This is a genomic window from bacterium (assembly GCA_030018315.1).
Taxonomy (GTDB): Bacteria; Hydrothermota; UBA3073; order JACQXS01; family JAGMCI01; genus JASEGA01.
Genome location: JASEGA010000036.1, coordinates 1 through 13,477 on the forward strand (window position 1 = coordinate 1; position 13,477 = coordinate 13,477).

A 13,477-nucleotide genomic window follows, 5' to 3' on the forward strand; every position below is an offset into this window, starting at 1 on the left:
ACCTTCCAGCCACTTTTTCTGTAACCTTTCTTATTTGAAACTTTTCTCCACAGGCTATACGGCCATACGGCTCGTAGGAGCTCGTATGAGATTCTGCGAACATGTCCCCTCCTTTCTTGTCTAGAGGGGATTATACACCATATGGGACATTCTTGCTTGAAAATTAAAACCCTCATTTTAACCATCTTAGTTTGTTTAATCTGCTGCAAATTCGCTTCACTACTTCTATTAGATAGATAGAGGACATTTTAGCTTAAAAATTAAAGGTGACATTTTTGCTTGAAAGTAACAACCTTGTAGATTTTGCTTGACAATCTTGGGGTTTTCCTCTAATATTTCAAATTAAAATGGGAAATAAGTGGTGGTTGATAGACGCTAATGGTAAAGTACTTGGTAGGCTTGCAGTTAGAATTGCTCAGCTCCTTATTGGTAAGGGTAAACCGAGCTATGTTCCATGGAAAGATGACGGTGATTTTGTTATCTGCATCAATGCTAGTAAAGTAGTGGTTACAGGTAAAAAGGATAAGGATAAAATTTATAAACGCTATTCAGGATATCCATCGGGTCTTAAAACTATTCCACTTAATAAAATGAGAGAAGAGCATCCTGAGCGTATAATTTATCATGCAGTTCATGGGATGCTGCCTAAAAATCGGCTCAGTAGACATAGATTGAAGAAACTCAAGGTGTATAAGGGACCAGATCATCCGCATAAGGCTCAAAAACCTATATTGTTGGAGGTATAAATGGAGTATTTTTGTGCCACAGGAAAAAGGAAAAGGGCAACAGCACGGGTAATTTTAAAAGAAGGTAAGGGAAGAATAAGAGTAAATAATAAGGAGCCAAAAGATTATTTTAAGAGGGACGACCTTTTAAAGTACATAGAAGCTCCACTTAAAACAATAAAGAGTGAATCCCAATTTGATATAATTGCAAATATTAAAGGCGGTGGTGTATCGGGTCAGGCAGGTGCTCTCGTCCTCGGTATTTCAAGGGCACTCTTAAAGTTTAACCCTGAACTCAGGAAAGAGTTAAAATTAAAAGGATTCCTGAAGCGTGACCCGAGAGAGAAGGAACGTAGAAAATATGGTAAAGCGAAAGCAAGGAAGTCATTCCAATGGACAAAGCGTTAAGTGTAAAAGATTTGATTGAGGCTGGAGTCCACCTTGGGCACAAGAGTGATCGCTGGAACCCAAAGATGAAGCCATTTATATTTGCAGAACGCAAAGGAATACATGTGATTGACCCAGAAAAGACTATTGAGTTCTTAAATAAAGCCTGTGAGTCTGTGAGGAAAGCGATGAGTGAAGGGGCTACTATACTATTTGTGGGAACGAAGAAACAAATTGCTGATATAGTGAAAGAGGAGGCTTTGAGGTGTGGTGCATTTTATTGTACACAGCGCTGGCTTGGTGGCACGCTTACAAATTTTGTTACAATAAGAAAAACTGTTGACAGGATGAAGTTAATTGAAGCACAAAAAGAGGAAAATGACCGTGGAGACCTAACAAAGAAAGAAATCTTATCACTTGAGCGGATGCTTAAGAAAATGCAAAGGAATTTGGAAGGTATAAAGGATATGGATGAACTTCCAGGAATTGTCTATATCACAGATATCAAGAAGGATAAGATAGCTGTCGATGAGGCAGTGAGACTTAAAATTCCTATAATAGGTATTGTTGATACAAATGTAGACCCTGAGCCAATTACATTCCCAATTCCTGGGAATGATGATGCAATAAAATCTGTTAGGTTAATAACACAGGCAGTTGCAGATTCAGTATTAGAAGGGAAAGCCGAGTTTAAAAGGCGAGAAAGTGAAAGTAGAGGTTAATTTAATAAAGGAATTGAAAGATAAAACAGATGCCGGGATAATGGATTGTAAGGAGGCTTTGCTTGCAACTAATGGTGATATAGAAAAAGCAATTGATTATCTAAGAAAAAAGGGGATTGCAAAGGCAACTGAGCGAATGGATAGGTCTACAGGTGAAGGTATTATTGAGTCCTACATTCACCCTGGTGCGAGGCTCGGTGTCTTATTAGATATCAGGTGTGAAACAGATTTTGCTGCTAGGACACAAGAATTTAAGCAGCTTGCAAAAGATATTGCAATGCAAGTGGCTGCATCTAATCCAAAATGGATATCAAGAGAGGATGTCCCAAAAGAAGAGGTTGAACATGAACTTGAAATTTACAGAGAGCAAGCAAAACGGACAGGTAAGCCTGAAAAGGTGATAGAGCAAATTGCAAAAGGAAAGCTTGATAAATTTTATAAAGAAGTATGCCTTCTTCAGCAACCATTTATAAAGAATTCAGAAATATCAGTTGAGGAACTTATAAAAGAATATATTTCAAAGCTACGTGAAAACATTCGTGTAAAAAGGTTTGTTAGATTCAGGATAGAAGAGTAGACGATATAGGGTAGGTTTGGGTCTCCCGACCCAAACAGGTTCGTTAGATTTAGGATGGAAGAGTAGACTAAGGTATAATTATATTGATTGGTGATACAATTGTCAAAATAAAGGTGCCAGCTATTGCAGATAAAGAGATAGTAGAAGTTGATACATTGGTGGATACCGGTGCTACTTACACAGCACTACCAGAAGAATTTCTTGAAAAGCTTAAAGTGAAAAGAGTAAGAAAGGTGAAAATTGAATTTGCTAATGGTAATGTGGAAGAGCGTGATATAGGAAATGTATGGATAGAGGTTAATGGGATAAAAACGCCTAATCCTGTAATTTTTGCAAAAGAAAATGATGCAATTATTTTAGGCCTTGTAACACTTGAATCATGTGGGCTAATTCTTGACACTGTGAACAAAAAATTAGTCCCATTACCAAAAATTCATCATTATTAGATGAAGTTTCACAATTTATCGGGAATTGTAACCTTATCCTAAAGGATAGGATAACTTAAGACATTTTTTTGAAAACTGTTATAGTGGTAGGGAAGCCTGTGTAAGTCAGGCACAGCCCTCGCTGCTGTAATCCCGACCCCTGATATTCGTCGGGGAAAGTATACCTTAACAGGTCTTGAAGTGAGTCAAGACTAAAGTCACTGTCCCGTACATAGATTATGTGCGGGATGGGAAGGCGAGTTAAGGGAATTGGGAGAGCCAGAAAACCTCCACTATACAGTCCATTACTGCCTTCGAGGTGAGGGTAAAATGGATTTTTAATTTAACTCCATCCTTCATCCGAAGGATGGAGTTTTTTTATGGCAGAGATTACATTTATCATTGGCGGAGCATGTAGTGGTAAGAGTTCTTATGCTCTCCGTTTAGCTAATGCCTGCCTCGCCACCAGGCGGGAGTGTAAAAGTCAAGTAACCTACATAGCAACAGGCGTGCCTTGTGATGAAGAAATGGAATCAAAAATTGAAGCACATAAAAGGACTCGGCCAAAAGATTGGAAAGCGATAGAGGAACCATTTAATATTGAAGATGTGATTAAAAAATTGGATGTATCTACTGGAGTGATAATACTTGACTGTCTTACATTTTGGGTATCAAACTTACTTTTGCAGAAAGCAGAAAATGTAACTCAATTTGAGAATAATATTGTTAACCGTGTTTCAAAGTTTGCCTCTATACTCAAAGATATCAAATCTAAAGTAATTGTGGTCTCTAATGAAGTAGGTATGGGAGTTGTCCCTCGTACCCGATTAGGTCGTATCTTTAGAGATTACTTGGGGAAAGCAAATCAAATTGTAGCAAGTGATGCAAATGAAGCCTTTCTTTTAACTGCTGGTATACCAATTAAAGTGAAATAAGGGATGAGATGACAAAGAGATTAATCAGTGTGATTAAAGCAATAGAACCTATAGACAACAAGATTATAAAAAAAGCACAGTTGAAGATAGATTCTTTAACAAAGCCACAAGGTAGTCTTGGTCGGTTGGAAGAATTGGCGAAAAGGATTACAGAAATTACAAGAAATTTAAATCCGCCTATTAAGAACAAAGTCATCGTCACTATTGTAGGCGACCATGGCGTAGATGAAGGGGTAAGTGCCTACCCACAAGAAGTGACTGCCTAGATGGTGTATAACTTTATCCGTGGTGGCGCAGGTATAAATGTCATTGCGAGACATATTGGAGCAAAGGTTATATGATATGGGAGTGAAAGAAAAATTAAAAATAAAAAAAATAGGCTATGGGACAAAGAATTTTACTAAAGGACCTGCAATGAGTAGAGAAAAGGCTATTCAATCTATTGAGGCAGGAATGGATGTAGTTAACGAAATAAGTGGAATAAATATCTTAGGCCTCGGTGATATGGGGATTGGGAATACTACTCCAAGTAGTGCAATCATTGCTTATCTTAGTGGGCAGCCGATTAGGAATTTCACTGGGAGAGGCACAGGGATTGATGATGAGACATTTAATAGAAAAGTACGAGTCATATCAACAGCTGGCGCCTTAATAGCTACAGAGTTAGCTCCAATAGCAAAGGAATACATTATTGGATCACATAATTCTCAAGAAATTGGACATAGAGTTATGCTTGAGAGGATGGGATTAGTTCCTTTATTTGACCTCGGGTTACGGTTAGGTGAGGGAACGGGCGCAGCTTTAGGAATAAGTTTAGTGGAGGTAAGCATCAAAATTCTAACCCAGATGGCTACTTTTGCTAATGCTGTAGTATCGGGAAAAATTAGAAAATAGGAATTAGGAGTTAGAAAATGGGAAATAGGAAAACTATACTATCGTTTATTCTATTTTTCGGACTATTTTGTCATCTACTAAACGCAAGAGATAATTCAGGTATAGGATGCGATTCTATTAAATTTCCTCACCGAATAGTTTCTTTAGGGCCAGCTATAACTGAGGAAATTTATCTTTTAGGAGCAGAAGATAGACTTGTAGCTAACACTATATATTGTGAAAGACCGCCTGAAGCAAAGAAGAAAGAAAAAATAGGAACTGTAATAGAGATTAATGTAGAAAAAATAATAAGCTTTAAGCCAGATTTAGTTTTAGCTACTCCTCTAACAGACCCAAAAGCAAAAGAGAAATTGAAAAATTTAGGGCTAAAAGTGGTTACATTTCCTGTAGAAAAGGACTTCAACGAGATTTGTAGAAATTTCTTGGAATTAGGACAGATTATTGGCAAAAAGGAAGAGGCAGAAAAAATTATTTACCAGGTAAAAAATGAAGTAGATTCTATTAGTAAAAAAATTAAAACTTTGTCTAAACTTGAGGTAACACCTCCTAAAGTTTTTATTCAAGTAGGAGCAAACCCATTATTCACAGTGACTAAGGATTCTTTCCTAAACGATTTAATAGGGTTTGCTGGTGGTGTAAATATTGCTTTGGGAGCAAAAACTGGACTGTATAGCCGAGAAAAGGTTATACAACAAAATCCTGATGTTATCATTATTGTAACTATGGGGATTGTGGGGGAAAAAGAAATGAAGAGTTGGCAGAGATATAAGACCTTAAATGCAGTAAAAAATAATAGAATTTATATTATGGATTCTTATAAAGTTTGTAGTCCTACGCCAATAAGTTTTGTTGAGGCACTTGAAGAGTTAGTCAAAATTTTGCATTAATAAGAATGGATAGAAAATTAAGTCGTTGGCTTATTTGGATACTTGGATTAGTAGTAATCCTTATCACTGTGAGTATTTTTTCGTTAAGCATTGGGGCAGCTGGTATATCTTTTAAAAGAATTATTCCCTTAATTTTTAATGGCAAAGGGACTCCCGAATATAGTATTCTTTTTCAAATTCGTTTACCTCGTATTATTTTAGGCTTTGCCATAGGAAGTGCATTAAGTATTGCAGGTGTTATACTTCAAGGTATGTTTCACAATCCATTAGTTGAGCCATACACGTTAGGTATATCTGGTGGTGCAGCATTAGGTGTATGTTTAAATTTTGTATTTAGGCTTACTCGGATAGGAGTTCTATCTATTCCTGTAAGTGGCTTTTTAGGTGCAATTGCTGTAATTTTACTTGTTTATTCATTAAGCACGAGGAAAAGGAGACTGAAAATTCAAGAACTCCTTCTTACAGGGGTAATGATAAGTTTTATTTCATCGTCCTTAATTATGCTTATAATGGCCGTCTCTCGTGTTGAAAACCTTCAAGGAATTATTTTCTGGATAATGGGGTCATTGGAACAACCAAACTGGCTTCTTATAAAAATAGCACTCTTAATATCTATTTTGGGACTAATTATCTCTTATTTTTTCTCTGTTGACCTTAATGCGATTGCTTTAGGAGAAGAAGAGGCATTACATCTTGGTATAAATGTAGAAATGACCAAGAGGCTACTTTTTGTACTTGCCTCTTTACTCACTGGATGCAGTGTCTCAGTTGCAGGTATAATTGGGTTTGTAGGGTTAGTTATTCCACACTTTATGCGTATGTTTGTTGGAGTAGACCATCGTATACTGCTTGTCACTTCTGCTTTTGCTGGTGCTACATTTCTTATTCTTTGCGATACCTTATCAAGAACAATTGTTGCTCCTTTAGAACTGCCTGTTGGTGTAATTACAGGAATTTTAGGTGGTGTAATCTTTATCTATTTCTTGTATAAGAAACAGGTTGTATTAGGAGTAAAGTGATGCTTGAAGTAAAAGATTTAACTTGTGGATATGATTCAAAGTTTGTTCTCCAGGATATCAATTTTAAAATAGAGAAAGGCGAAATTTGTGGAATAATTGGTCCAAATGGGTCAGGTAAAACCACTTTACTCAGGGCGATAACCAAAGTGATTAAACCACGAAATGGTAAAATGTTTTTAGATGGCAAAGATATAGCTGAGATAAGGATTAAGGAGTTATCACAGGCGATTGCAATAGTTTCGCAAACTCAAGATTATGTATTTGATATAGCTGTAGATGAATTCGTTCTTTTGGGCAGAATTCCTTATCGGCGAAGATTTCAGTTACTTGAGACAAAGCAGGATGAAAATATTGCTCAAAATGTAATGGTATTAACTGATACTTTTAGATTTAAAGATAGGTTTATAGGTGAATTAAGTGGTGGAGAAAGGCAGCGTGTTGTAATTGCGAGGGCACTGACGCAGGAGCCAAAGTTACTTTTGTTAGATGAACCTACAGCTCATTTAGATATAAACCATCAGATAAGAATTTTAGACCTTATAAGAAGACTAAATAGAGAAAATGGTCTTACTGTAATTATGGTTTTACATGACCTTAATTTAGCCAGCGAGTATTGTGACAGGTTAATTCTTCTTAATAATGGGTTTATTCACAAAATTGGTACACCACAAGAAGTACTAACTTATCAAATTATTGAGGAAGTTTACAATACAGTAGTAGTGGTGAAAGAGAATCCTATCTCTTCTAAACCATATGTAGTATTGGTTTCAAAAGAAAAGATTAAAGTATAATGTTGTTCTTAATAGCACTTCAGTTTCTGACAAGAATTCCTGTTAAGCGTAACCTTTATATCACAGATAGTTTACTTGCAAAGTCAATGATATTCTTTCCTATAATTGGGTTATTTATAGGAGGCATACAAGTTGCAGTATTCTGGGGCATCTATAAGTTTGTATCTCCTTCAGTCACTGCTCTACTTCTACTTTTCATTTCAATAATTCTCACGGGCGCAATTCATATTGAGGGTTTCGCCGATATGGCGGATGGTTTTTTAGTGGAAGGAATAAAAATGAAATACTTCAAATTATGAAAGATAGTCGTATAGGAGCTATTGGGGCAGTAAGTGTAGTATGTCTTATATTGGCAAAATTTGTCCTCCTCAGAGAAATAATAGAGTCCCGACAGGTCGGGATTGGTCGTCCTTTTACTGAAGGTACAGGGACAAAGATTGTATGTATAGCAAGCATTGTTCCTATAGCGGGTTCTATTATTTCTTTTGAGTTATGGGGATTTTTTCTAATATGTATTACTCTTTTTATAACACTCATTACATTATGGTTAGCAAAACGTAAAATTGGTGGAGTCACTGGTGACATATTAGGGGCAATTAATGAAATTACAGTAGTAATTTTGCTTTTGAGTATAGCAATGGTAGGAAGTTTATGGGTATAAGGTCGCCACCATTATAAATTCAGTATCCATATGTCATTGCGAGCCGAAGGCGACGCAATCTCATATATGTGGTGAATTATAGTTTAGGACACGCCATGGTGTGTCCCTACAACTTAAAATAAAAGGAGGCTGAAAATGATTGCTTTAATTATCACTATAAGTTTGATGGTTATGGATACCACCTTTTCAAAGGAGGAATATCCATTGTATAGGATGGAAGAAATTGTAGTTACAGCTACAAGAATACAGCAATATTTGAGAGATGTCCCAGTTGCTACAACAGTTATTACACGAGCTGATATTGATGCTACCAATGCTAAAGATGTAGGTGAGCTACTTCGTGGTGTGGTAGGTGTAGATATTAAAAGTTACGGAACCCTTGGTGCTATGAGTTCAGTAAGTTTACGAGGCTCTACTTCACAACAGGTGTTAGTATTAGTTGATGGGCGGCCGGTGAACTCAATTTCAACTGGTGAATGTGATTTGAGTAAAATTTCATTGGATGATATCCTAAGAATTGAAATTGTTAGGTGTCCTACTTCTCATTTATATGGGGCAAATGCTTTAGGTGGAGTAGTTAATATTATCACAAGAGAGCCCCCAAAGAAGTTAACTACTACTGGCTATGGTTCCTATGGTAGGTTTAATACACAAATTTATAGGTTAGACCATGGTGGAAGTATTGACAATTTTGGATGGCTGGTTACAGGTGGAATCAAGAAATCTAACGGGTTTAGAGCAAATTCTGATTATATAGCAAATGATTTGGCTGTAAAATCAGGGTACAAGTTTAAAAATGGACTCAAAGCTAAAGTAAATCTGCTATTTCATAGCGATAACCTGGGTGTTCCGGGCTGTGTTCCACCTGAAGGTAATCCTGCAAAGTATGGGAATGAAGAGGTAACATCTCTATTTGACAGGCAGAAAGATTTGAATATCTCAAGCAGTTTAGACTTTGTGTACGAAGTGAGTGGATTCTTAACTCTAATGAGTAAGAGTTTTTTTGACCAAAACAAACTAAATTATCGGTGTAGGTATGATGACTGGTTGACCCTTGACACGTTAGATGAAGACGACGAATACCTATCAAAGATTATAGGCAGTAGTTTACAATATCAACTTAATTTTAGAAAGTTTTTATCAACTGGAGGAGTTGAATTACGAAATACCAATCACAAAGTAAGGCAAGTAATCACTGACCGCAATACAGGTGATGATACCACAATCAATTGGAATCCTGTTAGTGTAGAGTACGGTGTCTGGTTTGAGTCTCATCAAAGAGTATTGAATTTATTTGAGTTCAATGAGGGGCTACGGTATGACCATCATTCTAAATATGGTTCTAAAATATCACCAAGTATTGGAGCAATTTGTTGGCTTAGTGATAGAGACATCATCCGTAGCTCTATTGGCAAGGCGTATCGTGCGCCTACTTTTAATGACCTTTATTGGCCGGTAGGTGGGAATCCAAATCTAAAGTGTGAATCTGGCTGGAACTCTGAAGTAGGGCTTAAGCATTTGTTTTATAAAAATTTAGTTGCTGATTTATCTATATTTACACTAAATACAAAAGACAAGATTGCATGGGCACCTGATACTGGTGGAATTTGGCGGCCTCAAAACGTCAATATGCATTCCTGTAAAGGGGGAGAGCTTGAACTCAATGGCAATTTCAAGGATAAACTTTTAGTGGGGCTTACCTATGCGTATCTTGATGCAAAACAGACTAACCGTGAAATTATATACTCTGATTGGATGACAGGTGAGGTAAGGCAGGAATTTAAGACAAGGATAGCTGCATTTACACCAAGATATGAGATTGGAACTAATGTTACACTTAAGCCTGCTACTGGGACCCAACTTAACTTAAGAGCCAGATTCGTAGATAAGAGAGTAAATTATTATCCAAATTACGAGAATGTCCCTGTTGTTACGGTGGATACTAAACCGCTTAATAGTTGTTGGGTTATGGATGCTAAATTTACACAGAGAATGGGAAATCTTAAACTTGAGATAGGGATAGATAACATCTTCAATAAGGATTATATTGAACAATTTGGCACTTCTTTTAAAGATAGGGGCTATCCAATGCCTCTAAGAACTTACATTATTGGAATGAACTACGGTTTCTGAGTTTATAGGTTGAGTAGTTTTGAGATACAGAGTTCAAAAACTGATACAGGGTGTCTGATTTTATAATTTTCTAACACTTGTGGATGGATTTCACCTATTAAGCCTACACTCTGAGCATTCACTATAATACTACCTACCCGTCCATTAATAAACGAAGGAGGTATCACCTCAAGGTGTGATATTTTCTTGAGTTTATAAGAAAAGCCTAAATAATACGATAGAACATCTAAATAGCTATGTAGCTCAGAAAAATTTGCGCCCGGGTGTGCAATTAAAGCAGCAAGATTAAATAAAGTCCTGCTCATAAGTACAGCTTCTGAATCTGTGACTACTACCTCACCGATTTCAAAGAGTTTATGAGGATATACAGCTTTTGAGCTTGTAGCCTCAACTTTAAGAAGCGATGGAATTATTGAGTTACGGAGTACAGAAAATGATTCTGAAATTGGATTATCAATCTCAATTGCATCACCAATAGAGAGTTCTTTTGTTGAAAAAATATTATCCTCTGATGTCAGAATATTTGACATTATCTCTTCAAAGCCACAGCCTACCATAATCTCACTTACCTTACGAAGGATAGGCTGTAACTTTGTTGTCTTACCGACAGTGAATTCTTTTAATTCATCCGGTTTAAAAGAATTGTATCCCTTACGAATAGCAAAATCCTCAATTACATCAACTCCGTGCATTACATCCCTACGGTAGGGAGGTGGGATTACTTTAATTGTATCTTTTCTGTCTGCATCAATGATCTTATAGCCTGATTTTACTAAATTTTCCTTAATTTCTTTTGTTTCAATTGCTGCACCAAGTAAATTCTCAAATTCACATTTTTTGACCTCTATTAAATCTTTGAACTCATATGGTAACACTATCTCTTTTCCAAATTGTGTATGCCATGGATACTTTATTTTGATTGGCACAACTTTTGCACCTCTATCTAAAAAATTGTATGCAAGAATATTTGCAACAAGTATAACTTGTTCCAAATTAGTCCCAGTAATGTCACAAAATAAGTTGCTATCCCCAACCTTTACTTTACCCACTGTTTCAGAGTTTATGATTGGAGGGAACGAGAGAATCTCTCCTTTATTATCTTCTAATATTGGAAACTCTGCATATCCTTCCAAAATGTGACTATAAGCTTTGCCTTTCGGATGAGTAGCTAATATTTCTTTTAGATTAAGTGCTCTATTAAAATCCAAAGGTATAAATTTTCTTTCAATTGGGTTGACTGCCCGATAAAAAAGAGGGAACTCAATCTTATCTGCATTAAACGCACCTATAGCAATGTCTCTTCTACCCCGTCCATATACATTGGCAAGCTTTTCTTGAGTCTGTATAAGCTGGATTAAAGCATGTTCATCGAGCGAGATTCCGTGAACAAGGACTCCACAAATGTACGGTCTTATAGATTTTAAATTGGACGAGACAATTATCTCCTTATCCGCAGGGGTTTGATTAATCAAGCCCCTACAAATTGGGAGAGAATTTCCTTTTATTTCTCTTGCAATTCCCTCAACACAAAATAAGTCTGGTCTATTTGTGTCAATAAGTTCTATTCTTAACTCATCTCTCTCTATTTCCTTAATTTCACCTTTAACAAGCGAAAGTAAGCTTGCTAACTCTTCTCCCGCCATAGGCGGGACTCTAAGTAGCGACTCTAAATCACTTTTTGAGATAGTAATCGTTGGCATTTTTTACGAATTAAGTTTAAATCTTGTGAAAACAAGTCGCGTATGTCATGAATATCAAGCACCATCATTGCCATCCTATCTAACCCCAATCCCCATGCAAGAACTGGCACATTTACCCCTAAAGGCATAGTTACTTCTGGTCTGAAAATTCCTGCCCCACCAAGCTCTACCCAGCCAAGTTTTGGATGCTTTGCATGAAGCTCAACTGATGGCTCTGTAAATGGGAAATAACCGGGTATAAACTTAATCTCGTTTGATTGAGCAATTTCAGTTCCAAATAGTTTTAAAAGCCCAAGAAGTGACCTAAAATTAGCATCTTTACTCACCACAATACCTTCAATTTGAAAGAAGTCAGGTGCGTGTGCAGCATCAACTGGGTCTGGTCTAAAGCAACGTGCAATTGCAAAATATTTACCCGGTGGATTTGGATGTAAAGCCAATGTTCTTACAGATAAAGCTGTACCATGACTTCTGAGTATTAGCCTCTTTGCTCGTTCTCTGTCAAACTTATATCCCCAACCTCGTGACCCAGTATGCCACCCATCTTGATGAGTTTGTGCTACACAACCTAAAATTTTAGGCTCAATTTCTTTTGAGTATTTTGGTGACCGTATAAAGTAAATACCATGAATTTCACGGGCTGAATGGAATTGTGGCATAAAGAGAGCATCCATATTCCAGAACTCGTTTTCAACAAGCTCACCTGATACTTCACAAAAACCCATTGAAATCAATTTCTCCCTCACTCTATCAAGGAATTCACGATAAGGGTGTGGCTTACCTATAACTATCCTTGGTGGTTTAATATCTATATTGTATTCACGAAAAACTTTACCCTTCCAACTCCCATCTTTTAGCAAAGACGGAGTTAGTTGAGAAACTTCAACAGAAGGTTCTACTTTTTTTATTAATATCTTCAAGACAGCTTTACCTAAATCCGTAATTTTATATGTAAATTCTTCTCGTTCATCCACACGGAAGACTCCTCTCGTTTTTCCACGCTTCCTTGACATAGATTTAACAATAGATTGCTCATCATTTGAGAGTTCGTCAAAATTGATAGTCCTGCCCCTAATCTTATCTATGAACTTCTGACCTTTTATGCCATTATTAATCTTTAAAGGATCTCTGAGTTTAATCATACCTGTCTCTATATTAATAATTCCTGCACTTTTCAAATAGCCGATAGCCTCTGATATCTCTTTTGAGGCTAGCCCAGTTTCTGTTAGCTTTACTGCATCCTTTTTCTTAAGCAAATTTATAATTTTGACCTCAGGTAACCCTTCTCTTGCATATCTATTTCCAAGTTCAGTTAAAGTTACATTTCTTTTGACATCTCTTTTAATAACACTGATAATCTTCTTTGTAATCAGCCATTGTATTGCCCTATGTGTTTCTGGCTCTGATAGTCCAGTAAGAGACACAAGCTCAGAAAACTTTAATTGCTTACAAGTCTTAAATGAAAGAATAATCTTGCTCTCCAATGGATGTAATCCTTTAATATAACTCTCATCCATGTCATTAATAATACTTCAAATTTCAATTTTATCAAGTTTTTTCTTATCCATGTAGTTATTATTTTAAAATGTTAAAGATAATTATTACGTGAAAACGTTAAATT

12 protein-coding genes, 2 pseudogenes and 1 riboswitch are annotated in these 13,477 nt (G+C 36.5%); of the genes and pseudogenes, 12 read left to right on the top strand and 2 right to left on the bottom strand.

Annotated features, from left to right (window positions below; translation table 11 throughout):
• The first annotated feature begins 347 nt into the window (after positions 1-347).
• From rplM to QMD71_09195, 12 genes and pseudogenes are all read left to right on the top strand, one after another.
• Entirely contained in the window at positions 348-746 is a 399-nt protein-coding gene (gene rplM / locus QMD71_09140; GenBank protein MDI6840993.1) for a 50S ribosomal protein L13, read from the top strand.
• Positions 747-1,133 carry a 30S ribosomal protein S9 gene (rpsI, locus tag QMD71_09145; protein MDI6840994.1) on the top strand — a complete coding sequence of 129 codons (387 nt, stop codon included), beginning with the start codon at positions 747-749 and terminating at the stop codon, positions 1,131-1,133.
• A complete protein-coding gene (rpsB, locus tag QMD71_09150; protein ID MDI6840995.1) occupies positions 1,118-1,834 on the top strand; it encodes a 30S ribosomal protein S2 in 717 nt (238 codons plus the stop codon). Before rpsI ends, rpsB begins: the two co-directional genes overlap by 16 nt.
• Positions 1,818-2,411: a translation elongation factor Ts gene (gene tsf / locus QMD71_09155; protein MDI6840996.1), complete on the top strand. Its 594-nt coding sequence runs from the start codon at positions 1,818-1,820 to the stop codon at positions 2,409-2,411. The genes rpsB and tsf overlap by 17 nt, the downstream gene beginning before the upstream one ends.
• Before the next feature lie 83 nt (positions 2,412-2,494).
• On the top strand, positions 2,495-2,857 hold the full coding sequence (locus QMD71_09160; protein ID MDI6840997.1) for a retroviral-like aspartic protease family protein: 363 nt from the start codon (positions 2,495-2,497) through the stop codon (positions 2,855-2,857).
• 66 nt (positions 2,858-2,923) lie between these two features.
• Positions 2,924-3,147: riboswitch (cobalamin riboswitch) on the top strand.
• Between the two features lie 69 nt (positions 3,148-3,216).
• Entirely contained in the window at positions 3,217-3,771 is a 555-nt protein-coding gene (cobU, locus tag QMD71_09165; GenBank protein MDI6840998.1) for a bifunctional adenosylcobinamide kinase/adenosylcobinamide-phosphate guanylyltransferase, read from the top strand.
• An 8-nt stretch (positions 3,772-3,779) separates the two neighbouring features.
• Positions 3,780-4,665: pseudogene (locus tag QMD71_09170) on the top strand (nicotinate-nucleotide--dimethylbenzimidazole phosphoribosyltransferase).
• A 17-nt stretch (positions 4,666-4,682) separates the two neighbouring features.
• Positions 4,683-5,552 (top strand): ABC transporter substrate-binding protein, encoded by an 870-nt coding sequence (locus QMD71_09175; protein ID MDI6840999.1) that lies wholly within the window; start codon positions 4,683-4,685, stop codon positions 5,550-5,552.
• Positions 5,553-5,557: 5 nt separating this feature from the next.
• Positions 5,558-6,571: an iron ABC transporter permease gene (locus QMD71_09180; protein MDI6841000.1), complete on the top strand. Its 1,014-nt coding sequence runs from the start codon at positions 5,558-5,560 to the stop codon at positions 6,569-6,571.
• Entirely contained in the window at positions 6,571-7,362 is a 792-nt protein-coding gene (locus QMD71_09185) for an ABC transporter ATP-binding protein (protein ID MDI6841001.1), read from the top strand. Before QMD71_09180 ends, QMD71_09185 begins: the two co-directional genes overlap by 1 nt.
• Positions 7,362-8,023: pseudogene (locus QMD71_09190) on the top strand (adenosylcobinamide-GDP ribazoletransferase). Before QMD71_09185 ends, QMD71_09190 begins: the two are co-directional and overlap by 1 nt.
• A 135-nt stretch (positions 8,024-8,158) precedes the next feature.
• Positions 8,159-10,156 (top strand): TonB-dependent receptor, encoded by a 1,998-nt coding sequence (locus QMD71_09195; protein ID MDI6841002.1) that lies wholly within the window; start codon positions 8,159-8,161, stop codon positions 10,154-10,156.
• A gap of 2 nt (positions 10,157-10,158) precedes the next feature.
• Here QMD71_09195 and pheT read toward each other — a convergent pair whose 3' ends face one another.
• Entirely contained in the window at positions 10,159-11,856 is a 1,698-nt protein-coding gene (gene pheT, locus QMD71_09200; GenBank protein ID MDI6841003.1) for a phenylalanine--tRNA ligase subunit beta, read from the bottom strand.
• The gene (locus QMD71_09205) at positions 11,823-13,373 is read right to left on the bottom strand and encodes a phenylalanine--tRNA ligase subunit alpha (protein MDI6841004.1); all 1,551 of its coding nucleotides are present in this window, start codon (positions 13,371-13,373) and stop codon (positions 11,823-11,825) included. The genes pheT and QMD71_09205 overlap by 34 nt, the downstream gene beginning before the upstream one ends.
• Between the last annotated feature and the right edge of the window lie 104 nt (positions 13,374-13,477).

Bases quoted from the DNA above. Each gene is read 5' to 3' on its own strand.
- cobU (MDI6840998.1), top strand. From the start codon at position 3,217: ATGGCAGAGATTACATTTATCATTGGCGGAGCATGTAGTGGTAAGAGT.
- QMD71_09205 (MDI6841004.1), bottom strand. From the start codon at position 13,373: ATGGATGAGAGTTATATTAAAGGATTACATCCATTGGAGAGCAAGATT.
- rplM (MDI6840993.1), top strand. From the start codon at position 348: ATGGGAAATAAGTGGTGGTTGATAGACGCTAATGGTAAAGTACTTGGT.
- QMD71_09180 (MDI6841000.1), top strand. From the start codon at position 5,558: ATGGATAGAAAATTAAGTCGTTGGCTTATTTGGATACTTGGATTAGTA.
- rpsI (MDI6840994.1), top strand. From the start codon at position 747: ATGGAGTATTTTTGTGCCACAGGAAAAAGGAAAAGGGCAACAGCACGG.
- QMD71_09195 (MDI6841002.1), top strand. From the start codon at position 8,159: ATGATTGCTTTAATTATCACTATAAGTTTGATGGTTATGGATACCACC.
- rpsB (MDI6840995.1), top strand. From the start codon at position 1,118: ATGGACAAAGCGTTAAGTGTAAAAGATTTGATTGAGGCTGGAGTCCAC.
- pheT (MDI6841003.1), bottom strand. From the start codon at position 11,856: ATGCCAACGATTACTATCTCAAAAAGTGATTTAGAGTCGCTACTTAGA.
- QMD71_09185 (MDI6841001.1), top strand. From the start codon at position 6,571: ATGCTTGAAGTAAAAGATTTAACTTGTGGATATGATTCAAAGTTTGTT.
- QMD71_09175 (MDI6840999.1), top strand. From the start codon at position 4,683: ATGGGAAATAGGAAAACTATACTATCGTTTATTCTATTTTTCGGACTA.